Annotated in this window: 21 protein-coding genes and 1 riboswitch; of the genes, 10 read left to right on the top strand and 11 right to left on the bottom strand. The window is 44.7% G+C overall.

The window, feature by feature from the left end; translation table 11 throughout:
* Positions 1–293: 293 nt before the first annotated feature.
* Both E4665_RS15040 and E4665_RS15035 read left to right on the top strand, forming a co-directional pair.
* Complete coding sequence (locus E4665_RS15040) at positions 294–1,088, top strand: arginase family protein (RefSeq protein WP_135349621.1); 795 nt, start codon at positions 294–296, stop codon at positions 1,086–1,088.
* A 31-nt stretch (positions 1,089–1,119) separates the two neighbouring features.
* The gene (locus E4665_RS15035; RefSeq protein WP_135349620.1) at positions 1,120–1,683 is read left to right on the top strand and encodes a hypothetical protein; all 564 of its coding nucleotides are present in this window, start codon (positions 1,120–1,122) and stop codon (positions 1,681–1,683) included.
* A 246-nt stretch (positions 1,684–1,929) separates the two neighbouring features.
* Here the strand turns inward: E4665_RS15035 and E4665_RS15030 are convergent, their stop codons facing one another.
* Complete coding sequence (locus tag E4665_RS15030) at positions 1,930–2,439, bottom strand: type 1 glutamine amidotransferase domain-containing protein (RefSeq protein WP_135349619.1); 510 nt, start codon at positions 2,437–2,439, stop codon at positions 1,930–1,932.
* A gap of 275 nt (positions 2,440–2,714) precedes the next feature.
* Here E4665_RS15030 and E4665_RS15025 point away from each other — a divergent pair, with 275 nt between their 5' ends.
* The gene (locus E4665_RS15025; protein ID WP_135349618.1) at positions 2,715–3,485 is read left to right on the top strand and encodes a MerR family transcriptional regulator; all 771 of its coding nucleotides are present in this window, start codon (positions 2,715–2,717) and stop codon (positions 3,483–3,485) included.
* 108 nt (positions 3,486–3,593) lie between these two features.
* Here E4665_RS15025 and E4665_RS15020 read toward each other — a convergent pair whose 3' ends face one another.
* Positions 3,594–4,400: a CAP domain-containing protein gene (locus tag E4665_RS15020; RefSeq protein ID WP_135349617.1), complete on the bottom strand. Its 807-nt coding sequence runs from the start codon at positions 4,398–4,400 to the stop codon at positions 3,594–3,596.
* A gap of 51 nt (positions 4,401–4,451) precedes the next feature.
* Positions 4,452–4,538, bottom strand: a riboswitch (cyclic di-GMP riboswitch).
* A gap of 279 nt (positions 4,539–4,817) precedes the next feature.
* Between E4665_RS15020 and E4665_RS15015 the strand changes: the two genes are divergently transcribed.
* A complete protein-coding gene (locus E4665_RS15015) occupies positions 4,818–5,471 on the top strand; it encodes a hypothetical protein (protein ID WP_135349616.1) in 654 nt (217 codons plus the stop codon).
* 401 nt (positions 5,472–5,872) lie between these two features.
* Here E4665_RS15015 and E4665_RS15010 read toward each other — a convergent pair whose 3' ends face one another.
* The 3 genes from E4665_RS15010 to E4665_RS15000 form a co-directional block, all read right to left on the bottom strand.
* Complete coding sequence (locus E4665_RS15010; protein WP_135349615.1) at positions 5,873–6,397, bottom strand: NAD(P)H-dependent oxidoreductase; 525 nt, start codon at positions 6,395–6,397, stop codon at positions 5,873–5,875.
* Positions 6,398–6,546: 149 nt separating this feature from the next.
* Positions 6,547–6,981, bottom strand: coding sequence for a MarR family winged helix-turn-helix transcriptional regulator (locus E4665_RS15005; protein ID WP_135349614.1), 435 nt, complete (start codon positions 6,979–6,981; stop codon positions 6,547–6,549).
* A gap of 412 nt (positions 6,982–7,393) precedes the next feature.
* A complete protein-coding gene (locus E4665_RS15000; protein ID WP_135349613.1) occupies positions 7,394–8,011 on the bottom strand; it encodes a CGNR zinc finger domain-containing protein in 618 nt (205 codons plus the stop codon).
* 124 nt (positions 8,012–8,135) lie between these two features.
* Here E4665_RS15000 and E4665_RS14995 point away from each other — a divergent pair, with 124 nt between their 5' ends.
* Positions 8,136–9,284 (top strand): epoxide hydrolase family protein, encoded by a 1,149-nt coding sequence (locus tag E4665_RS14995; RefSeq protein WP_135349612.1) that lies wholly within the window; start codon positions 8,136–8,138, stop codon positions 9,282–9,284.
* Between the two features lie 127 nt (positions 9,285–9,411).
* Here E4665_RS14995 and E4665_RS14990 read toward each other — a convergent pair whose 3' ends face one another.
* Together E4665_RS14990 and E4665_RS14985 are read right to left on the bottom strand one after the other, a co-directional pair.
* Entirely contained in the window at positions 9,412–9,768 is a 357-nt protein-coding gene (locus E4665_RS14990; protein WP_174845497.1) for a DnaJ family domain-containing protein, read from the bottom strand.
* A gap of 33 nt (positions 9,769–9,801) precedes the next feature.
* Positions 9,802–11,373, bottom strand: coding sequence for an FAD-dependent oxidoreductase (locus E4665_RS14985; RefSeq protein ID WP_135349610.1), 1,572 nt, complete (start codon positions 11,371–11,373; stop codon positions 9,802–9,804).
* Positions 11,374–11,550: 177 nt separating this feature from the next.
* Here E4665_RS14985 and E4665_RS14980 point away from each other — a divergent pair, with 177 nt between their 5' ends.
* Entirely contained in the window at positions 11,551–12,582 is a 1,032-nt protein-coding gene (locus tag E4665_RS14980) for an ArsR/SmtB family transcription factor (protein WP_135349609.1), read from the top strand.
* Between the two features lie 265 nt (positions 12,583–12,847).
* Here the strand turns inward: E4665_RS14980 and E4665_RS14975 are convergent, their stop codons facing one another.
* Positions 12,848–14,317 carry an MDR family MFS transporter gene (locus E4665_RS14975; protein ID WP_135349608.1) on the bottom strand — a complete coding sequence of 490 codons (1,470 nt, stop codon included), beginning with the start codon at positions 14,315–14,317 and terminating at the stop codon, positions 12,848–12,850.
* A gap of 204 nt (positions 14,318–14,521) precedes the next feature.
* Between E4665_RS14975 and E4665_RS14970 the strand changes: the two genes are divergently transcribed.
* The 4 genes from E4665_RS14970 (at position 14,522) to E4665_RS14955 (ending at position 18,147) form a co-directional block, all read left to right on the top strand.
* Positions 14,522–15,130, top strand: coding sequence for a TetR/AcrR family transcriptional regulator (locus E4665_RS14970; protein ID WP_135349607.1), 609 nt, complete (start codon positions 14,522–14,524; stop codon positions 15,128–15,130).
* 372 nt (positions 15,131–15,502) lie between these two features.
* Positions 15,503–16,498 carry an ABC transporter ATP-binding protein gene (locus tag E4665_RS14965; RefSeq protein ID WP_135349606.1) on the top strand — a complete coding sequence of 332 codons (996 nt, stop codon included), beginning with the start codon at positions 15,503–15,505 and terminating at the stop codon, positions 16,496–16,498.
* A gap of 70 nt (positions 16,499–16,568) precedes the next feature.
* Complete coding sequence (locus E4665_RS14960) at positions 16,569–17,354, top strand: ABC transporter permease (protein ID WP_167815222.1); 786 nt, start codon at positions 16,569–16,571, stop codon at positions 17,352–17,354.
* Between the two features lies 1 nt (position 17,355).
* Positions 17,356–18,147, top strand: coding sequence for an ABC transporter permease (locus E4665_RS14955; protein WP_135349604.1), 792 nt, complete (start codon positions 17,356–17,358; stop codon positions 18,145–18,147).
* A 121-nt stretch (positions 18,148–18,268) separates the two neighbouring features.
* Here E4665_RS14955 and E4665_RS14950 read toward each other — a convergent pair whose 3' ends face one another.
* The 3 genes from E4665_RS14950 to E4665_RS14940 all read right to left on the bottom strand — a co-directional run bounded on the left by E4665_RS14950 (position 18,269) and on the right by E4665_RS14940 (position 21,284).
* Positions 18,269–19,132: an alpha/beta hydrolase gene (locus tag E4665_RS14950; RefSeq protein ID WP_167815221.1), complete on the bottom strand. Its 864-nt coding sequence runs from the start codon at positions 19,130–19,132 to the stop codon at positions 18,269–18,271.
* Between the two features lie 190 nt (positions 19,133–19,322).
* Positions 19,323–20,189 (bottom strand): DUF4097 family beta strand repeat-containing protein, encoded by an 867-nt coding sequence (locus E4665_RS14945; RefSeq protein WP_135349602.1) that lies wholly within the window; start codon positions 20,187–20,189, stop codon positions 19,323–19,325.
* 108 nt (positions 20,190–20,297) lie between these two features.
* Positions 20,298–21,284 (bottom strand): Gfo/Idh/MocA family protein, encoded by a 987-nt coding sequence (locus E4665_RS14940; RefSeq protein ID WP_135349601.1) that lies wholly within the window; start codon positions 21,282–21,284, stop codon positions 20,298–20,300.
* Positions 21,285–21,612 lie beyond the last annotated feature (328 nt).

The following is a 21,612-nucleotide window of genomic DNA, read 5'->3' as shown; positions in this document are numbered from 1 at the left end:
ACGTATGTCAATTGCCGAAACTTTGATGAGCCGATTCATTTTGAATCTGGACGTGTCAAAAATGGCTTGATTTTTCGAGAAATCTCCGCTCAGGAACGGAAAAAACTCGTTCTATGAATAATTCAGGATCCATAGAAATTTTGAAAAATTGGAGAACCAAGCGGATCCATCAATACTAATTTCATTTGTCTTTTTCAGAACAAGCGGTAAAATAAAGATTGAAAGCGATTAACTGACTTTTATTCAACTTTGGGACCATTCTGCGGACAGCGATTGAATCAGAGGTGAATGTCATGCCATTGCTGCATCACAGAATTACTTTTTTAAACTTCGACAGAACCTATGAACATCAGAAAAAACTGACCCAGGCATTGCCGCATCAGCAGATTGATTTTACCGGACTGCGGGGAACCAGCCTTTATTGCTCGCCGCAAGCCTTTCAGTCGATCTGTGAAAAATTTTCTGATCTGCCCGATAAAGGGCTTACCTTCATCGGCAGCGGAAATTACCATTATGTGGCACTCGCCTTAATGCGTGAAATCCAAGAACCATTTACTTTAATTCTGTTTGATCATCATACGGATCTGAATGAAGGGCAGATCGGTTCACTTTTATCGTGCGGTTCCTGGGTTCATCACGCGATCACCGGAATTCCCAATTTAAAAAAAGTGATCATGATCGGCCCTCATCCGCTTACGGTTCGGTCGGTCCCCGACCCCATCCGGCGCCGCACCGTCATTTTTCCTGATGAGCAGCTGCCTTCAAACCAAACACTGATGTCGCTCATACCGACGGATCATGTCCAGATCAGCATTGATAAAGATGTTTTTTCACCCAAATACGCCAAAACAAACTGGAGCCAAGGAAAGCTGACATTCGATAAATTCCACGGAATTGCGCAACTCCTTTTAACCGGAAAAGCTATTGAAAGTGTGGATGTTTGCGGCGGTTGGCCCATTCTTCCACACGAACATCTTAATCCAAAAACCCGGCAATGGATTGACCTTAACGAAGAGACCAACCTAAAAATCGCCCGCCTACTGCTTCGGAAAACCAATCATCATTCGAATCTGATGATCGGTGCTTGATAGAAGATCAGACGATTAAAGGAGAAAAGCTATGAAAAACGTGAAAATTATTTTCCTTTTATTAATCATCATGTTCGCCTTCACAGGCTGCCAAAGCAGCGCGGCACAGCCGACGAAACTGGATACCTCGCAGCTGGAAAAGGAAAAGTCGGTCGGTTTGGATGTTCTGACAAAGAGCCAGCGTGACGGTATCCCGCTTAACTACACCGCCCGTTCCGCAGAGACTGCGCTCAGAGCCTTGCCATTTAAAATGACAGTACCTCAAAAATTGCCTTTTTCTTCAAAGGGTTTTACCAATATTTCGATCGAAGATTTTAAACATAACGGCAAAGAAATTGATGTCAAGTTTACGGCTTTCTCAAAAGATCTGAGAGATTCCTTAACGGTTTCTGCGAATAATCATAACGCAGAATATGTAGGACCAAACCAACCTGTTCAACTTAACAACAGAGTCAAGGGATTGTATGGAGCACAAGGGATTGTATTTAGAAAAGCAGGCGTTAATTATAGCATCGCTTTGCAGGACCCAGGTCTCAATCCTTCAAAAATGAAAACGGAACTGACTGATCTGGCCAATCAAATGATTGCTGATTGATTCTCTTTCGGTTCGAAGTCATCTTAACTTTATTTTTTCTTATGCCGATTTTTTATCAGTCTTCAGTACGATTTATCGACATTCGCGCGTTTTTATCGAGATTCATCACAATTTATCAGCATTCGCGCGTTTTTATCGACATTCATCACGATTTATCGGTATTCGCTCATTTTTCTCTGGTAAAAACAGAGCCGCCGTCCAAATGCCGGACGGCGGCTCTGTTCGTTCTATTAAAATCGTAATGCCTTAAGCGAGAACCTTCAAGCTTTCACGATTAAAAGCCGGAATGTCATCAGGTGTACGGCTTGTGACCAGTTTGTCGCTGACAACGACTTCTTCATCCTTATAATTGCCGCCTGCGTTTTTCAAATCAACGGCGATCGACTTGTAACCAGTAATGTCACGATTCTTAACCGATTCAGCAGTGATCAGCAGCTGAGGGCCGTGGCAGATCGCAAAAACGCCCTTGTCTTTATCCATAAATGCTTTGGTGAAGGTAACGAAACGGTCGTCATCTCTCAGGTTATCAGGAGAATAACCGCCCGCGATCAGGAGCGCATCGAAATCCTCCGGTTTGACTTCATCAATGGATGCGTCAGCCGTTACCTTGGCGCCATGTTTGCCGGAAATCGTCGCACCTTTTTCCTTGCCGATTACGACAACGGTGTGTCCGGCTTCCTCATAAGCTTTCGCCGGTCCGGTGAATTCAACATCTTCGAAATCATCGGCCAGTACTGCTGCAATCTTCTTTGCCATTTTTGAAAATCCTCCTCAAAACCTTTTGTAGTTATATTCTCCGTTTGCAGCTTTTCTAATCTTCTATCAGTCGGGCTGTACACGGGCAACACAAAAAGCGATAACATGTTCTTACCGTTCCTCATTATTTTAGAAAATTTTCTCAGGACATTCAATGATCTTGCTCAAACAATGAAAATTTTTTCCAAGGTTTCTGAGCTCCACATTTTTTATAAAAAAACTTGAGATTGACGTAACGTTAAGGTATAAGATTAAAAGTGTCAGGGGGAAATGAGATGAACTACACAGTCAAGCAGCTCAGCGACGTAGCCGGTGTAAGCTCGCGTACCCTGCGCTTCTACGATAAAATGAATTTGCTTCATCCGGAACGAATTAATGATTCAGGCTATCGGATCTACGGTGACAAGCAGGTTGATCTGCTGCAGCAGATCCTCTTTTATCGGGAACTCGGGTTCAGTCTGAAAGACATCCGGCAAATCATCCATTCGGATGATTTCAACATCGTGCAGTCCCTGACCGACCAGTACCATAATTTATTAGAGGAAAAAGAGCGTCTGAACCGACTGATCGCGACAGTCGAGAAAACGCTGGCCTCTAAAAAAGGAGAGATTGCGATGACTGATCATGAAAAATTTGAAGGTTTTAAGAAAGATATGATCGATGTAAACGAAAAAAAATACGGCAAAGAAATACGTGAAAAATATGGGGAAGAAGCAGTCAATGAATTCTATAAAAAATTTGGAAGTCTGAGTAAGGAAGCGTACAAACAGTCAGAAAAGATCCAGGAGGAAATGTTTTCTGAACTGGAAAAGGCCATGCTTCACGGGGCGGATCCTGAAAGCGAACCTGCGCAGAAAGCTGCTGGTCTCCACAAACAGTGGCTCAGCTATTTCTGGACTTCATACACTAAAGAAGCCCACGCGGGTCTCGCCCGAATGTATGTTGAAGATCCGCGCTTCACTGAATATTACGACAGCCGTGCCGGTAAAAGCGCGGCGAAGCTTCTGCGCGACGCTGTGGTCGTCTATACCGGACTGGATCAATAAGTAAGTAAAAACGAGACCTTTGCGTGAAGAGACGCAGCCGATTACCGGCTGCGCCTCTTCTATATATTATTGGGGGGGATCACAATTTAACAAATCACTTAACTCTAATCAGTTCGCAAAATCCTGCGTATAGAATACCCAGCCGGTTGCGCCTTTTTGGCCGTATGCAACACCAACACCCGTGTATTTATAGCTTGCTTTCAGGATATTCGCCCGATGTTCCGGAGAATTCATCCAACCATTCACTGTCGCCGAAGCACTCCAGATTGCTGGCCAGCCATAGTAGCTGACATCACCTGAAGCATAAGCCACATTCTGGCCGCCGACCGTGCTGTAAGTGAAACCCAGCATCCCGTGCGACATCGTGCCATTAGTGTATTGCTGTAAACTCCATTGGCTGGCAAAATTGGCGAGATCGCTTCTCACCTGCAGCGGGCTCAGCCCTCTGCTTGTTCGCTGCTGATTGATCAGACTGACAATCTGCTGCTCAACGGAGCTGTTCAGCTGAACACCTGCGCTAAGCGTTGCCCTTGGAGCGGCATTATAGACCACTTTTTTGGCGACAGGTTTTTTGGTTGCCACCGTCTTATGAGCGACCGACTTTTTCACCGGCGCTTTTTTAACAGGTTTTTTCACTGCTTTCTTATATGTAACCTTTTTGGGAACTGCCCTCTTTTTTGAGGTGGTTTTTTTCTTCGGTGCCGCTTTCTTCACAGCCTTTTTCACGGGCTGCTTCTTAAGCGTTTTGCTCTCAACACCGCTGACGACATTGCTTTTAGCCGCGACTGTTTTCACAGCGGCCGGCGATTTGCCTGAATTATCAGCTTGCGCGCGAGAGCCATTGAGGAGAGAAACAGAGGCAAAGCCAACACTCAGCACAACTAAGACAAAGAACAGGCGTTTAAAAAAACGCATAATAAAAAATCCCCCTCCATTTACGTTTTCAACTCACAATGAGTGCAAAAATACGGCGGCCCAGCCATCATAGCGATAAATCGCCTTAGATCTGTGACTTTGCGTCACTGCCTTTCAGCAGCTTTGCCCTTTAGAAAAACGAGATTTTTCTAAAGATACCTGTTAAATTACAAGACTATGGATCAAACTACGAGATTACTATAATCTTCCATCAGAAAAAAATCAAGCAAATGATGCACTTTACCCTAGTCTCGAGAATCCACCAAAAATTCTTTGAGAAATGAATAAAGACTGTCTACTATTTATATCGGACAAACAATAATAATCTTTAGCCTATTATTTAGAATGCCAGTTGCAACGATGCTATAATGACAGAAAAGAAAATTTTTTCCAACAGTGCGAGGAGGAGTGATTTCAGTGATAAAATTTTTGCGGATCGCCTGGATGGCTCCGCTTGTATTTGCCCTGTCGGCATGCGGCGACCTGTCTGAGGGAGTAAGCTCTCATCCCGCAAGCGCAGATTCCAACCATCAAGGATCCTCGGGCCAATCCAATAGTGATTCCTCATCTGATCAATATTTTGCTTATGTCACAACGCTGAATTTCAAAGACGACGGGACGATTCCAAACAATCCGAAATATCCTGTTCTGCTTTATCACGGAGCTGTCAAGGGCCTGGATGCTGAGCAGATCATTAAAAAGTTTGAACAAAACAATTGGGGAAACAATTGGGTCGATGGAATCTTCGACTTCCACCACTTCCACAGCACATCTCATGAAGTACTGGGTATTGCCGCAGGGCATGGCGAAGTTCAGCTTGGCGGACCAAAAGGAAAAATTGTCAAAGTAACAGCGGGCGATGTCGTTGTCCTTCCGGCCGGAACCGGACACAAACGGATTTCGGCGAGCAGGGATTTCTCCGTTGTCGGCGGCTACCCGGACGGCCGTTCCTATGATACACAGACGAAAGAAACACCTCAGCTAAAGAAAAACATATCAAAAATCGGGAAGCCCAGTGAAGACCCGGTTTATGGCAATAAGGGACCGCTGCTTGATCTATGGAAAAATTGACCGGTAAAACAATTCAGGCTTCTTTACGTCTTCTTCCCAAGCGGCAGTACATTTGGTTCGTTTTTCAGCTGCCCCGTAAAATACGTACTGTCCAATAATTTTTTTTGAAATGACATCCGGAATCAGAGATCATTAAAAATCCAACTTCAGTGTCTGTAAAACAAGCATACTTTCTTTAATTATGACCATGTTTAAGAATAGTGTTTCGTTGCATTTATTCGATTTTTCACTGAATTTTTTGCTTTCTGATCGTAAGAAAAAAGTGACACAAGGTAGGCTTATGTCACTTTTTTTTAGGGATACGGCACACCCGTTATCTACAAACAGATAACAGTTTTCGAAAAAAGGAATTCGGTCGACCCAAAAAGATCAAATCCATTCTCTTTTTGAAGCAGGACGGATTAATATTCTGCTTTAAGATACGTGACTAATTCTTCCGCACTTTGTTGCGTTTCTTTATTTGAGAACTGGTTGACACCCAGTTTCTTAAAAACAGGGAGGAAGCGCATGCCAATCAGGTTTGCAGTCGCCTGGAAAGGCTTGATGAGCTCGCTGATGGTGAATTGGTTTGAACCGCCTGCCTGATAATGAACTCCCGGCCCACCAATTGATATAGCTAGTATAAAGTCTTTTCCTCTTAATTTCGTTCCTTTAGATCCATAAGCCCAGCCATGTGTAAGCACTACATCCAGCCACTCTTTGAGCAATGAAGGGCTGCTGTACCAATACATTGGGAACTGAAAAACGATCCGGTCATGCTCCAATAGAAGCTGCTGTTCTTTTTTCACATCGATGATTCCGTTCGGATACGTGCCGTACAGGTCATGTATAGTGATGTCCGATTCTTGTTGTAACCGATTCATCCATGCTTTGTTGATCACGGACTGTTCCAAGTGGGGATGAACGACGATATCCAGTATTTTCATTCTTCAAGAATCCTCTCTTCTCAACCTTAATTTCACATTCTGATTGCAGGCAAGGTGACTGGTCGATATTGATCATTTAAATCATCGAATGCTACAAAATGAATCCTCCTTATTTAATGTTTGTATATGCAAATGAAGAGCAAAAAAAATTATGGGTTCTGTTCCAGTTTATTGCTCGCTTCATGAAGCATCTTGCTCAAATCCGCGCTGAACTCGCGACCTAAGATCTCAGAATAACGTTCAAAAAGAACTTCAAGAGATTGCCGAAAACGCGTGTAGACTTTTTCTCCTTCATCTGTCAGAGCGATATATGTTTCCTTTCCGCCTGCCGTTCGTGTGACGAGTTTTCGCCCTTCAAGTTTATCGATAAAACGCGTACTCGTTGAAGGCGCAATGGACAATCTGCGGCACAGTTCTTTCTGTGTAATGTTCGGATGGAATCTGACAGTCATGATCAAGTACAGGTAAGTCGGCGCGAGATCATCAGCATCAAACGCTTTTTCTGCTAATTTCGTGATGTTGCGGGCAAATCGGCTGGCAGTGAAATAAAGGCAACGGGTCAAAAGCTGACTCTCTTCGGACATTATTCTCAATCCTCATTTCATTTGCATATACAAAATACCATGCGGCACGATGAAGATCAAATGAAAGGCTCATATATTTGTGCCTCTGTTGTGTAAAAAAATTTTTTACTGAGTAATAGCTGTAGCGAAGTAAAACACGTACTGCGAAACATATAAAGTAACTGTATCCCGTAATACTTCAAGCGTTTCGGTGCAACTCAGAAAATTAGGTGCAACTTTTGCCGAATTGGGTGCGACTTTGCATCATTTCAGTGCGACTCAAAGATTCAGCGCTAACTTTCACGATTATGATAAGTTCCAATCTGTAAGTTACGGCATATTCTCCGTCCACCATGCAGTACTATTCCACGACAAAGCAAACACTGTTTTAAAATTTCAATCTGCTGCTATGCGGTAAATATTTTTAGAAGAGTCACTTTTGCTCATGACGTATCTGTCGGGAACGAAACCGTTGCAGTTTGTTCCTGTTCCCGCATGTCTTCATGTTACACCAACGGCGGCTTTGATTCTTGGTTTCATCCACGAAGAGCCAACTGCAAGAAGGACTCGTACACTCTTTAACATGCGTTAAATCAGCAGAAGTGATCAGATCTGCCGCAGAGCGGGCGATAGGAGCGAGAAGTGAATCGAGCTCGGTTGGTTCCTCCCAACCCCACTCATAACCGGATGATCCCCAAACAATACGCTGGCGGTGAAGTCCGTGTTCGAGCTCCCTATTAATCACCAAAAGATCCGAATCGGAAGGTATCTGCCCAGAAGCAAAAGCAGAAAAAATATGGTAAATAGATTTCCTCAATTCTTTCGTCTTTTCTAGAACTTCATTTGCCTCGTACTGGTGATCTTTCGATTTTAACTCTAGAGAGGCAGCTTGCCTCTCACTTAATAAACCTTTTAGGCGGCCCCAGTTCAAAAGATCTTGATAACTTTCAAGATACTCGATTTCATTAGTCTGACCTCGAGCCCCTCCTATGGTGTTAGCTAAATCCAAGCATTCAGCTCCTGAGATAAATTCAAAACTTTTATTGGCCATGATAATTATTCCTTCTTCAAAATTAGTTCATCAAAAATTGACAGCCCATATATCTCATCATTACAATGAAACTGTTAAAGTACATTTTAGAAGGTTACATCAAATGAGTCAAGGAGGGAAAGTCATGCGATCGATGCCCTTTCACATTCATGCCAGTCAGTCAGTTCTCGATGATCTCAGGATGCGGCTCGTGCAGACGAGATGGCCAGGTTCTCCTAAAGATGCAAAATGGGCGTACGGAACAAACATTGATTATTTACGGCAGCTCATTACCTATTGGGTCAAAGATTTTAACTGGCGCGATCAGGAAAAATACCTGAACGGTTTTCATCAATTTAAAGCGGATATTGGAGGATTAAAGGTGCATTTTATTCATGAACAAGGCCATGGTCCAAAACCTATGCCCTTGATTCTCACTCATGGATGGCCCAGTTCCTTTTATGAAATGACGAAGATTATTCCCTTGCTGACTGATCCTGCATCGCATGGTGGCGATGCGGCGGATACCTTCGATGTTGTCGTGCCATCACTTCCTGGATACGGTTTCTCACAGAATACGGATCATCGGAAAATGACACTGAAAGTCATCTCTGACCTATGGACACAACTCATGGTTGATGTTCTGGGATATCGTCGTTTCGGAGCTCATGGAGGAGACATTGGAGCAGGTGTTGCGACACATCTCGGGCGCTTTCATCCCGAAAATATGATTGGCATTCACATTCTGGCATTTGCCAGTCCGATTCTTAACGAGGAGGCGTCACCGCTTATAGAAGCGGAACAGAAGTATGCATCTGAAGTCAAATTGTGGGAAATAGAAGAAGGAGCGTATGAACATCAGCAATCAACGCGTCCTCAAACGCTCGCTTATGGTCTCAATGATTCTCCTGCAGGCCTTGCAGCTTGGATTATTGAGAAATTCAGATCCTGGAGCGATTGTGACGGTGAGATCGAACAACGTTTTAGTAAAGACGAACTGTTAACGAATCTGACGATCTATTGGATCACTGAGACAATCCATTCATCCATTCAGTTATACTACGATCACCGGCACAGTCAGAAGTCAGCTCAAATGCACCGACGGGTGGATGTTCCGACCGGAGTCACTTTGACAACGGAGCCTGTGAATCGTCCACCGCGTGAATGGGTTGAACGCACGTATAACGTACAACGCTGGGCAGAACTATCAAGAGGAGGTCACTTTGCTGCATTTGAAGAACCGGAACTGCTCGCCAAGGAAATCCGCGCTTTTTTTCGACCGTTTCGTGAATAAACACGAGTTGGCTTGATCTTTCGGATTTATACCCTTTTGCTGAAAAAATGTGTTTTGCTGCGGGTCACTTTAATACTTTCATATTGTACAAAAAGAGCCGGCATCGGCCCTTTTTTTGTTCTATCTGCTACATATGCAGGCGGCTGAATATTTTGTCCCGATAATCACGGAATGAACGGCTTTTTTGTATGGAACGCTTCTCGATCAGCTGGTTGAATCTGAGCCTTTTGATTTTCAGCTCAGATGTCAGACGGCTGAGCTCATGATCATCATCGCAGCATCGGATTAAGTCATTCAGTGTCACCATATCTTTGCGGATTTGAAGTTCCTCAGGCAGATAACCGGCATTTTTCAGCACTTTGTAGCTTACCCGAAGGTCTTCGGGCACACCGGAAAGGTCTTCAAATTGCTGAGGCTTTCCCTTACCCGGAAGGTTTTCAAAAACGCCGTCTCTGAGGCCTGCCTGTATTTTTTCTTCCGCCATGATATCGATAATGCTCAATCGATGACACCTCTCTTATGAAGAAGTATTTTGTTCTCCGGCATCACTTGACTCTTCTGAATAAATTTTCCGGAGCGGTTTCTGAGCGGGGCCATCAATCACTGCTCCGTCCGCGCTGAAACGCGAACCGTGGCAGGGGCAGTCCCATGTCCGTTCACCCTGATTCCAGTTTACTTCGCAGCCCAAATGCGGGCAAGTGGTATCGACCATCACGACTTTTCCTTCTTTATTTTTATAGACGCCTGCCCTCTGGCCGTTCATTGAAACAATGGCGCCCTGATCATCGCCAAGATCCGCAAGGAATTTCCCGCTCTTCTCCAGTTTTCCTTTAATCAGATGCCCGGCAATCTCACCGTTCTCAATAAAAAAGTTCTTGATCATCGGATCAGCTTCAAAGCGGGAAGGATTGTATAACTCGCTGTAAGGATTTTCACGTTCCAGGATCTGGTCGGTAAGCAGCTTCGCCGCAAGCGTACCGGTGGTCATTCCCCATTTCCGATATCCCGCCGCAATGTGAATATGCGGCTGACTGGCTGATATTTTTCCAATGTATGGCACTTTATCCAGCGTGGTATAATCCTGGGCCGACCACTGGCTGATCCTGCGATTTTCCCCAAGTACCGCATTCGCAAAACCGGCTAGTCTCTGAAAATGAGTTTCCGTACTCTCCCCACGTCCCGTTTTATGATTTTCTCCGCCGACCAGTGCCATATTTTTTCCGGACAGAGATAAACTTCTGAACGAGCGCTTCGGATCTCCCGCGCTGAGATACATGCCCCCCGGAACAACGCTCTCTGTCTCACAGGCAAGCAGATAGGAACGCTCCGGAACCATTCGGGTGAAATAAAAGCGATTGTCATAAAAAGGAAAGTGAGAACAGATCAGCACATCGCGGGCGAGTATCCGGTATCCCTGTTTTGTCAGAACGACTGGTGACTGACCGGTTTCAATCGTTGCCGCCAGCGTATTTTCATAAATTGGGACACCCATTCTGACGAGTTCCGAGACCATAAAATGAAGATACATTAAAGGATGAAACTGAGCCTGATCCGGCATCAGAAGTGCATTTTTTATAGCCAAAGGCAGGTCTAGGGAATAAACCAGGCTGCCCGGGATTCCCAGCTTGTCATAGGCAGCCTTTTCTTTTTCAATCAGTTCGGCTTCTTTGTCCGTTGTGGCATAAACAATCGCTGGCTGCATTTCATAGCAGGCGTGCACCTCGTGTTTTTGGATCAGCTGTCCGATCCAATCCAAAGCCTCATGATTCGCTCTGTAGTACAGTCCGGCCTTCTCTTCGCCAAAATGAGCCATCAATTCATCGTAAATCAGCCCATGCTGTGAGGTGATTTTCGCCGTCGTATAACCTGATGTCCCGCTCGCTAGCTGAGCCGCCTCAATCAGGACGACCTTCATCCCCTCGCTTGCCAGAAGGTAGGCCGCTGTAATTCCGGTAATCCCCCCGCCAACAATAACTGCCTCCGTCTCAATGTCGGTTTCCAGTGGCTTAAAAGCTGGCAAATGTACCGTATCCCGCCATAGAGATGAGTTTTCTTCAGAAAAATCATCATTCATTCGATTCTCGTCCATTGAGATCATTCCTTCGCCGTATAATTATTGAGCGCTCACATCTTAAGATCTGTCCGGATCTAGTTTCTCCATTTCTAAAAAAGAGTATGTAAGGCGGTTCATTGAATTGTGTGCAGCATGAACGGTATAATATTAGATATCTGTCTTATTGTTTTCACTGAAAGGAGGAAATGATGGATGACACTTGAGAAAAATGACTCAGCCGGCAGCTATCCGAATGTAGTAACCGACCATTTCCAATCGATAGTGGTTGAAATCATTTCTTCACTATCGCTATCTTCCAAACAAAGGGAAGACCCGAAAACAATACAGCAAGCTGTTAAAGGGGACTGGTCAGCAAAATCTGCAGCTTTTTTTATGGATTGGTACCATGAATCCCCGTTTGATCTATGGAATTTGTTGAACTTTTTACTGCCATGCCCGTATTTCCATGATGTCGAAAAATTTGTTGCCCAAATGAGGGCCCTGCCCAATCCTGATTTCGTTTATCACTTTTTTGGCGAAGAAATAAGCCTTGAAGACGCTCCTTCTTTGATTAAAAATACTTCAAGCTACATAAACAGCCATGAACACTATTTATGGGACACGGAGAATAAACGGGCATTCTTTGAAAAGTTTATCCTGCAGCTGAACAAATACCGAGAATCATTCGCGCAAATCATACTTGAAATTGCCCATTCAAGGTCATTTCACACTCAGCTTGACGCCGCTCAAAAGATACTTTCGCGGGCCATGAACGATGTGCGCTCAATGGCGATGGGACCATTGAACCTGGCCCAATTTGTCATGGGTAAAAATTTTCGGAGAATCAGCGACTACAAACTGTACAATTTTATTCCGTGCTATTTTATTGGTACACGAAGACTGCGGGTTTTTTCGAAGGATGTCTGCATTGTGATTTACGGTTGCGCCTCTCCGCTTACTGATAGACAGAAGCAAAGCCGTGACCTGGAAAAACAGCTAAAAGCACTGGCCGATCACAATCGGTTGACTCTGCTCAGCCACTTGTCTCATCAGGAACTTTACGGAGCCCGACTTGCTGAGTATCTTGGACTGACGACAGCTACAGTTTCTCATCATTTGGAAGTCCTCCGGAAAGCCGGATTTGTTATAGAGAAAAAATCGGGGACGATCAAGTATTTCTGCGTCAATCATGAAGCACTGGACTCGTTTATGAAAAAGCTCAAATTATTTACCGAGGAATCATGAAAATCAAAAATGCCCGCTTCCAATTGGGAAGTGAGCATTTTCTTGCAAAGGCTTTATTAAAACTTGTCTGTTGTTTTTCGCTCCAAGCGCTCGCTTTCCGCGGGCGATCCGTGAGCCTCCTCACTCGGTACCCTCGTTGCGGGGTCTCACCTGGCTCGCTGATCCCGCAGGAGTCTCGCGCCTTCCGCTCTAATCAATAGGGCAACAAAATTAACATTAAATATGAACAGAGTTTTTGCAAAAGACAGGTCACACGCTTTTTTGATTACCGTCCGGCCATTGCCGGGACTTTCGTCTTTCCATCTATTTCTTTAATCTTTTTAGGCCGCTTAAGTAAGAAACTCAGAATCATCCCGATAATGGCGATACCCATGAGTACAAAAAATGTATCGCCGAAAGATGAAGACAGTGCCTGAAGCGGCTTGCTGCCGTTCTGTACATGTTCCTGGAACCGTTCAGAAAGAATGGTCGACAAACCTGCCACTGCAAAGGACATCATGACCTGCTGGGCAGAATTTGTCAGTGAGGTTACCCTGCTGACAATATTTTGCGGTGCTGACTGAATGATGTGTGTATTCAGCGGCATCATCGACAGGCCCATACCTGCTCCGAGCAGTGCCAGTGGAAGAATGAGCTTCTCCGCTCCGTCCTGAGCTGAAATACCGGATAATAAGAACGCTGAACTGGTAACAAACACTAGGCCGGTAGCTACCACGGGTCTCGCGCCGAACCGGTCATATAACCTGCCTCCGATGGGCATAAAAATACCGGCGGCAATCGCCTGAGGCAATGTCGTTAATCCTGAATGAAACGCACTGAACCCCTTTCCCTGCTGAAGAAAAAGCGGAATAAGAAACATCGTCCCGAACAGTGCGATCTGCGTGATCCACTGTACAATAATCCCCCGTGTAAAGTCGCCGGAACGGAAGACACGAAGCTCCAGAAGGGGCTGCTTTTTTTTCCGGAGTTCAGTGATGACGAAAAGAATCAATGCTGCTGCGCCGACAATCAAACCGGCAAGCGTCTTAAATGAAGTCCAGCTCGTTCCGCCTTCGCTGACACCATATGTAATCGAGGCGAAAGCAATCGGTGCAAGCAGCATCCCGAGAAAATCCAGTGCGGGAACGGATTGACGTGCAAGATTCGGCAGCGTACGAATTCCCACCAGAATGGCAATAACCCCAACCGGTAAATTAATCAGAAAAATCCAGTGCCAACTCGCATAATCAACCAACCAACCGGATAAAACAGGCCCCAGCGCCGGAGCGAGAAGCATCGGAATCCCGATCATCCCCATGACGGCGCCTACTTTATTCGGCGGGCTCAGGCGATACGTAAAGGCCATAGCGATCGGAGCGACCATCCCGCCACCCAGTCCCTGAATAATTCTGAAAAGGATAAGCTGATCAATGCCCGACGCCAGTGCGCATAGACCGGACCCGATGGTAAACATCATGACGGAAAAGAGAAAAACCCTTTTCGCACCGAAACGATCGGAAAGCCATCCGGCGAGCGGGATGACCGCCGCCTGAGCCAGTGCGTACCCTGTTACCGCCCATTGAACAACAGAGATTTTGCTATGGAAATCAGTGACCAGGCCGGGCAGGGCAACATTCATCGCCGTTCCATCCAGAATAACCATAAACATACCCACGATAATTGCCAAAAGCGGTGCGATTAATTTTTTTAATGATGTGACCTGATCCTGCTCTTTTTCGGTCGTTTCTAAAGACATTCTAAGCCCTCCATTTGTTCTCCGTCTCTTATCGCTGCCCCCTGAATTGACCTGATTCGTACAAGGCTTTAAAATAAGAGTAATGATTTGCGGACAATTGTCCGTTACTTGAAAATAGTACCGGACAATTGTCCGCCTGTCAACTGATTAACTCTGCTCGAAAGAAGCATTTTTCTTAAACAGGATTTGAAAAGGAGAAGAATCATGCCAGATCATACATTGCGGAGAGATGACGACAAGATTAGCGCATCAATTTTACAAACAACCGAATCGTTGTTTTCTAAATACGGGGTTGAGAATGTCAGCATGCATCAAATTGCGAAGACCGCGAAAGTCGGACAGGGAACCATGTATCGCCGTTATGCCAACAAAGGAGATCTCTGCATGGATCTAATGAAAGAGAACTTTCAAGATCTACAGGATAGTGTGCGCCACTATTTGGAAAATGCAGGATCGATTTCCGTAAAAGAAAAACTTTTCGCTGTGTTTAAAAAGCAGCTTTATTTTCTGGAGAGGCATTCGCGGTTATTTGAAACGATTCATTCCTTCTCGACCTCAACGTGTGAAAGTGCAAAGACAAATTTTTATGAGGCACCACCCTATGTTTTCATGCACACATTGATTCGATCACTTCTTGAAGAAGCGATCCGGGCGGAGGCGGCGCGACCGGTCAACGCAGATTTTACGGCACACACGCTGATGGCCTCAATAAACCCGAAAGTTTACATTTTCCTGAAGAAGGAAAAAGGATATACAACCGACGAAATTATCGACAATTTCAGCAGGACTTTCCTCGAACCCCTCTTCTTCTAAGGCGATTCTCGACCACCCTGTTCCTAGAAATACGTAAAAAAACAGCATTGCAGCTAACGGCTTGCCTCAGGCAGGTCTTTTTTTAAAGATAAGGAAGTATAATCTGTCCAATAAAACAGTGCCTTGAATGAGATTCAAAGCGGAGGTGCGAGACGCCCGCGGAAAGCGAAGAGCCGTAGTGTTGATCCAACACCTCAATGACATAGGATCAATGATTAGGAACCGGGCTTGCCCGGTTTTTCTTATTGTATTCATATAGGTTAATACCGTAGATTCAAGAAAAAAAGTGGTTCTCACATATAAGATATTTATATTATAAGATAATTATCTTATAATATAAATATCTTATTTTCTTGAAATGGGGAGAGGTCCATGGATCAGGAGAAACAATCAGAATATATTATTGAGGTTCAAAATCTGGTAAGAGACTATGTCTCCCACAAAGGTGTGTTCAGAAAGAAAAAGCATACCGTTCGTGCGGTTAATAACCTCTCCTTCTTTGTTAAGAAGGGGGAAATTTTCGGTTTGCTTGGAGCGAACGGCGCAGGAAAAACAACGACCATCAAGATCCTGACGACACTTCTTGCGCCGACTAGTGGATCTGTTTCCATTTTAGGCCTTGATCCAATGACTCAGGCGAAAGCATTGCGGCCCAGAATCAGTTTTGTATTTGGTGGTGAACGAAGCCTCTATTGGCGGATTACCGGAAGAGAAAATCTCAATTACTTTTCCGACTTGTATCATATCAGCAACGAGATAAAGAAAAGACGAATTCCGGAATTGCTGGAACTTGTCGGGCTGAAGGATCATGCGGATGAACGGGTAGAAACGTATTCTAAGGGAATGAAACAGCGTTTGCAAATCGCGCGGTGCCTTGTCAATGATCCTGAAATCATTTTTCTTGACGAACCGACGATCGGCCTTGATCCCATTGGAGCGCGGGATCTGAGAAACATTGTAAAGATGCTTGCGAAGCAGGGGAAAACCGTTCTGATTACAACACACTATATGTACGAGGCTGATGAGATCTGCGGCCGTGTCGCTATTGTTAATAAAGGAAAACTGGTTGCACTGGACACTCCTGCAAATCTGAAAGCTCAAACAGAGCATACATCGGTTATTGAGTTACATTTAAATGAAAAAGACGATGCCCTGCTAAAGGGATTGAACCAAATAAAAGAAATTGATCAGATTCGTGCAAATCACACAGATCAATATGAATCAGTATCCCTGCAATGCAAAGAACCGCGAACAGTCTTTCCCCAGCTCTTCCCGCTGATTGGGACAGGACATCTTCTGTCTGTCCGTACACGGGAAGCGACACTTGAAGACGTATATATCCATTATGTCAGCCAATCACCTCATTGAGATCAGTCACTAGCATTCCTGCTACCCTTACCATTATCTTTCAGAAAAGTTATCGAAAGGGGTGTTTCCCGTGCTACCAATAATTAACGTCATCTTTTCGAGTTTAAATGTCCATGCCAGACAAAACTTCGCCAGAGCGACGTTTCAGTTTGTCATTCTTTTTCAGCCGATTCTACTGTCATTCCTGCTTTACATGATGCTCAGGGGATCCAATCCAGTCCATGCAGGAGAATATATAGTGGTCAGTTCCGGATTAATGAATCTCTGGAGCAGTATTATCTTTTCTTCAGCCGGCGACATCGACCGCGAGCGTTATATGGGGACGCTCGAATGTATTTATGTGTCACCCAGCGACTTCAGGCTTATCTTTCTGGGCCATGTTCTAGGAAATTTATTGCTTGGTCTTTTTTCAATGGTACTCAGCTCTATTTGTGTGGTGTTTCTCTTCGGATTACAAGTTCATATTGAAAATCCGGCTGAATTCCTTTGTGCGTTCACACTTTCAATTTTATCTTTTACAGCTATCTCACTGCTCATCGGCTTAATTTTTACCCTTTCAAGAAGTGCGCGAATACTGATGAATTGTCTGGAATACCCGATTTACATCTTATGCGGACTGGTCTTCCCGATCAGTGTACTTCCGAAGGCTCTGCAATTTATTGCATACGTTCTGTCCCCCACCTGGGCAGCACAATTATTAAGAGAAAGTATGGCCGGCATTCAAAACATCCGGATTTTTTATTTTGATCTGATCGCCCTCTCTATTCTGATTCTTGTCTATTTTCTTCTAACGATTGTCTTATTTAAGAAAATTGATCGCCGTGTCCGGATAGACGGAACATTGGGGGTGCATTAAATTGACGGGAATCATGGGCAGGTTTTTCCGGCAGTCTCTCCTCTCCTATAAGGCTCTCTATGGCTATCTCGATACAAAAGTGTATCTGTTGGTCAAAGTGGTTAACCCCATCATGCAGCTGATCTTTTTTACTCTGCTTTGTAAATATATTTATCATACCGATGACGTCACTCCTTGGCTGATTGGCAACAGTTTTCTGCTCAGTGTCTATAATTCGCTGTTCGGTGTCGGGATCGTCATGAATAATGAACGTCATTTTGGCACATTAAAATTGGTCATCGCTTCCCCCGCAAACAAATTTCTCGTTTTTGTCGGAAGAGCCTTCTTCCATATACTTGACGGACTGTCATCTGTCATTCTTGGACTCTTGATCGGCGTTCTTTTATTCCATTTAAACGTGACCAACATGAACATCCTTTTATTTTTTATCACGGTTCTTATCAGTATGTTCGCCGCGATGGGAATGGGTTTATTCATCGGCAGTCTTGGTCTTGTCGTCTCGGACATGAACTTATTGCTCAATCTATCAATGTACGTCTTGTTTATTTTTTGCGGAGCGAACTTCCCGGTTGAACGGCTCCCCTTCTTTCTTCAGAACATTTCTTATCTGTTGCCTGTCACCCGTGGAATAGAAGCCTGCAGATTGATTGCTGAAGGGCGTATAACTCCCCACATTTATCATTTGATTGGCATGGAGTTTGTGACCGGCGCTGTCTACATGTGCATCGGTTTTTTATTTTTAATCATTCTTGAAAAATTGGCCAAAAAATCCGCAACGCTTGATGTATATTAAGCGACAGAGCTTCCAAGTCTCAATAATTGGTAAAGATAAATACAGGGCAGTTCGTTAAGAGGTACAAATACGAACTGCCCTGTATTTCTATTTCATGTAGATTAGCCTGGATTTTTACACACTAATTGCCCGCGGCGCGAATAAATTCAGCGGTCTCGGGCAGCGGCGATTCCTCTGACCAAAGGACATAATGTGCTCCGGGTACTTTGATAATGCGGATATTGGGTTGATTTAAGAATGACTTAATATTTTTCCGCTCGAATTGTTCCCTTTTCTTCTCAATACCTTCATATGAAGCATAAAAGAGACAGACAGGGATCCGGATGGCGGATAACATCTTTTTGGGCCTTGCCTGATAAAAGCATATGTGGAGCGGCAAACCGGCTTGTTTCAATGGTACAGCCGCTTTGAAAAAAGCTTCTGAAACATATGGATTTGCATCATTTAAATGCATCCATCGGCAGAACTTCAGAAAATTCTCTTGTGTTTCAATTGTATCTGATGAGTCCTCAATGGAAGGAAGGATGTAACGTCCGATAAAAGGATATATTTTTCGTTTAAAAATCCTGGACAGCAGACTGAGCAGAGGCATCAGCACCGCAGATTTCCCCATTTCAGAAGGAAAACGCGGCAGATTGAAATGTCCGCTGTCAAGTAAAGTCAGGCTTCTGACGCGATCCGGATAATGATAAGCCACACATAGACAGACAAATCCGCCAACAGAATGCCCGATCAGATGAACTTTGTCTAATTTCTCTTCATTAAAAAATTGAATAACCCAGTCGGCCAGGTCTTTTGTTTTAATGGATTGATCGAACCCACTGCTCCTTCCATACCCGGGGAGATCGCAGAGAAATAATTGATAATCTTGATGAAAATAATCTGCAAAGATCTCTCCTTCGATTCCAGAGAAGCCGGCGGCCGGAAAAAACACGATGGATTCCTTCCCTGTCCCGACTTTTTTAAAATAACAGTGAACAGCCATAATATTTTTGTCTCCCTCCGCCTCATTCGGAGAAACTTCCGACCGATTTGGGGCGACTTTCATCGGTTTAGGGGCAACTTTTTGCCAATTCGGCTCGACTTATAAATGATACCGCCCTGTATTCGTCTAATGAAAAATGCAAAAGCCACGTTCGCTTTTGCACTCACTTCTGAGTAGATATACCAGTTGATCATTCCAGTACAAAATCCCCGGAACTCGTGCGAACGTCGATCCGGTAGTGTCCGTCACCTTTCTGTCCGATCATCCGGTGCTCACTTTTTTCTTCATATAAAAGGCCCTTGATTCTTACCTTTCCTTCACCGGATGAGCCCTGATAATTGATGGCAAATGATTCCGGTTCCTGGCTGAAGGCCATCGTGATGTCACCGCTGCTGGCGCGTGCGGTGAGATCCCCTGTCAGCTGGTCATTCTTAAGATCGATATCGCCCGAGCTCGCACCCGCGGCAAGTCTGCCGCGAAAATCGGAGACAGTGACATCCCCAGAATGTGTGCCCACTTCTAAAAAGTCAGAAGCGATGCTGCGCAACACAACATCCCCGCTGGAGGCGTGCGCTGAAACTTTTTCCTTAGCCAACACACCGGTAATTCTTATGTCGCCACTTGTCGAATCAGCCGTAAGATCTCTTTTCGCCTCGCAATCCTCCACCGCAATATCACCTGATTTGCTTGAAAGCGACAGCTTCCCGGCGATGATCTGGCGTATACTGATATCGCCAGACTGACCTGCGACCCCGACTTTCTCATAGATCCGGGCCGGCACATGAATGACAGCCTTCAGCCATTTATTCCAGATCGACCCGGTAATACCGAACACAAAAAAACGTCCTTCTGTTCTTACGTGAATCACCGCCGCATCGCCTTCCGCGTGAACGTCCAGTTCAACTCTTCCCGCCAGTTCGTCGCTTCCCTCGCCTGTCAGTTCGGCGGTCAGCATCTGATCCTCTGTTTGCACCATTTCAATATCCAGTGATGAAGTTGTCACGAGGATCTCGCTCAGTCCATCAACATGAAGCGTCCTCTGTTGATAAATTTTCATGTGCACCCGCTCCTTTTCCTGATGCTTTCATTATAAAAGAGCAAGGTGAAGAGATAATCCGTCTACAGTCTGATTTTCAGCCCGTTCCGAAGCGGATTCAGGCACCCATTATGCTCGATCATTCGGGAAAAGGATTCCATTCTGTTTTCTGGATTTTTCCATCACCCGGAGTACCTCACGGCTCAGCATTTTCAACCGCACGTACTCTTCTGTGTCCTGATGCTCGATCACATCGGCAAAGTGCGCGATCTCATAAATTTTATCATTATCGGAGGTATTTTCAGTGACGCATCTCTTTTCCTTTGTGTGGGCGTCCGTCCATTCCAGTCTGCGGATGTTTGAAGAATTATTCATGCTGAATGTGCCCTTCTCGCCATGAATTTCCGAAGGCGCATCAGAATGCGCGATCTTGGAGCACAAAATGGTACAGACAAATCCGTCATACCTCAGTACGAGTGTCCCGCTTCCGTCTATCCCATTCGACAGCTTGACCGGATAGTACACCGCGTCATCAGGCGCCCCGAACAAAGCGACTGCAACGTAGAGCGGGTAAACGCCAAGATCCTCCAGCGCTCCACCGGCGAATTCAGGTGAAAAGATGTTCGTAATATTCCCTTTAAGAAATTCATCATACCGTGATGAATACTGGATCAGCTGCAAAACGGCCGAGCGAATTTTCCCTGCCTTGGGAAGTTCCTCTTTCAAGCGCTGAAATACCGGTGTCCGGATATTACGAATTGCTTCGAAAAGAAAGACATGTTTCTTCTCCGCCAAACTGAAAGCCTGATCAAACTCATTTAATGTCGCAAAAATCGGCTTCTCACAAATCACGTGCTTGCCGCCCTCAAGCAAAGTCATGACCTGCGTAAAATGAAGGCCGTTCGGCGAAGCAACATATACTATATCAACCTCACTGCTTTGCGCCAGTTCTTCAATTGAAGTAAACCAAAATTCTCCGCCATGCTGCCTTGAAAAAGCTTTCGCCTTCTCCTCAGATCTGGAATAAGCGGTTGTATAAGTCATTCTTCCCGTGGCTTTGACCGACCGCAAAAAAGAATCTGTAATGCGGCTTGTCCCAATTGTTGCCAGTTTCATCCGATGTGCCTCCCGATTTCCTTTATTTTGGCTATGTTATTAATGAATGTTGATTTCGTTACATGATTGATTCGAGCGTCTGGAGCAAAAAACAGCAGACACCTTTAACAAAGCCTTTATATTAATTTCATTATAGCCGTTATGCTCATCTTTGGCAGCCCTTTCAAAATAGGGTACAATAGAAAAAAATCCTTTTGTTAAACAAGCCTTTTGTTAAGTTTTCTCATACTTTTTATGAAGCAATTTTTACCTTGAAACAATATAGAAATTTACTCACAACTTATCCTCATGAGTTCTTCCTGTGTTAGAATGAAAAAGCTGAAATCGT

This window comes from Sporolactobacillus shoreae (assembly GCF_004684935.1).
GTDB classification, from domain to species: domain Bacteria; phylum Bacillota; class Bacilli; order Bacillales; family Sporolactobacillaceae; genus Sporolactobacillus; species Sporolactobacillus shoreae.
This window is presented reverse-complemented; position numbering and strand designations above follow the sequence as displayed.

Excerpts from the sequence above, each read along its gene's own strand:
- E4665_RS15030 (WP_135349619.1), bottom strand. The coding sequence starts at position 2,439 with ATGGCAAAGAAGATTGCAGCAGTACTGGCCGATGATTTCGAAGATGTT.
- E4665_RS14995 (WP_135349612.1), top strand. The coding sequence starts at position 8,136 with ATGCGATCGATGCCCTTTCACATTCATGCCAGTCAGTCAGTTCTCGAT.
- E4665_RS14940 (WP_135349601.1), bottom strand. The coding sequence starts at position 21,284 with ATGAAACTGGCAACAATTGGGACAAGCCGCATTACAGATTCTTTTTTG.
- E4665_RS15010 (WP_135349615.1), bottom strand. The coding sequence starts at position 6,397 with ATGAAAATACTGGATATCGTCGTTCATCCCCACTTGGAACAGTCCGTG.
- E4665_RS14945 (WP_135349602.1), bottom strand. The coding sequence starts at position 20,189 with ATGAAAATTTATCAACAGAGGACGCTTCATGTTGATGGACTGAGCGAG.
- E4665_RS15040 (WP_135349621.1), top strand. The coding sequence starts at position 294 with ATGCCATTGCTGCATCACAGAATTACTTTTTTAAACTTCGACAGAACC.
- E4665_RS14990 (WP_174845497.1), bottom strand. The coding sequence starts at position 9,768 with ATGGCGGAAGAAAAAATACAGGCAGGCCTCAGAGACGGCGTTTTTGAA.
- E4665_RS14965 (WP_135349606.1), top strand. The coding sequence starts at position 15,503 with ATGGATCAGGAGAAACAATCAGAATATATTATTGAGGTTCAAAATCTG.
- E4665_RS15020 (WP_135349617.1), bottom strand. The coding sequence starts at position 4,400 with ATGCGTTTTTTTAAACGCCTGTTCTTTGTCTTAGTTGTGCTGAGTGTT.
- E4665_RS15005 (WP_135349614.1), bottom strand. The coding sequence starts at position 6,981 with ATGTCCGAAGAGAGTCAGCTTTTGACCCGTTGCCTTTATTTCACTGCC.
- E4665_RS15025 (WP_135349618.1), top strand. The coding sequence starts at position 2,715 with ATGAACTACACAGTCAAGCAGCTCAGCGACGTAGCCGGTGTAAGCTCG.
- E4665_RS14980 (WP_135349609.1), top strand. The coding sequence starts at position 11,551 with ATGACACTTGAGAAAAATGACTCAGCCGGCAGCTATCCGAATGTAGTA.
- E4665_RS14970 (WP_135349607.1), top strand. The coding sequence starts at position 14,522 with ATGCCAGATCATACATTGCGGAGAGATGACGACAAGATTAGCGCATCA.
- E4665_RS14985 (WP_135349610.1), bottom strand. The coding sequence starts at position 11,373 with ATGGACGAGAATCGAATGAATGATGATTTTTCTGAAGAAAACTCATCT.
- E4665_RS15035 (WP_135349620.1), top strand. The coding sequence starts at position 1,120 with ATGAAAAACGTGAAAATTATTTTCCTTTTATTAATCATCATGTTCGCC.
- E4665_RS14950 (WP_167815221.1), bottom strand. The coding sequence starts at position 19,132 with ATGGCTGTTCACTGTTATTTTAAAAAAGTCGGGACAGGGAAGGAATCC.
- E4665_RS15000 (WP_135349613.1), bottom strand. The coding sequence starts at position 8,011 with ATGGCCAATAAAAGTTTTGAATTTATCTCAGGAGCTGAATGCTTGGAT.
- E4665_RS14975 (WP_135349608.1), bottom strand. The coding sequence starts at position 14,317 with ATGTCTTTAGAAACGACCGAAAAAGAGCAGGATCAGGTCACATCATTA.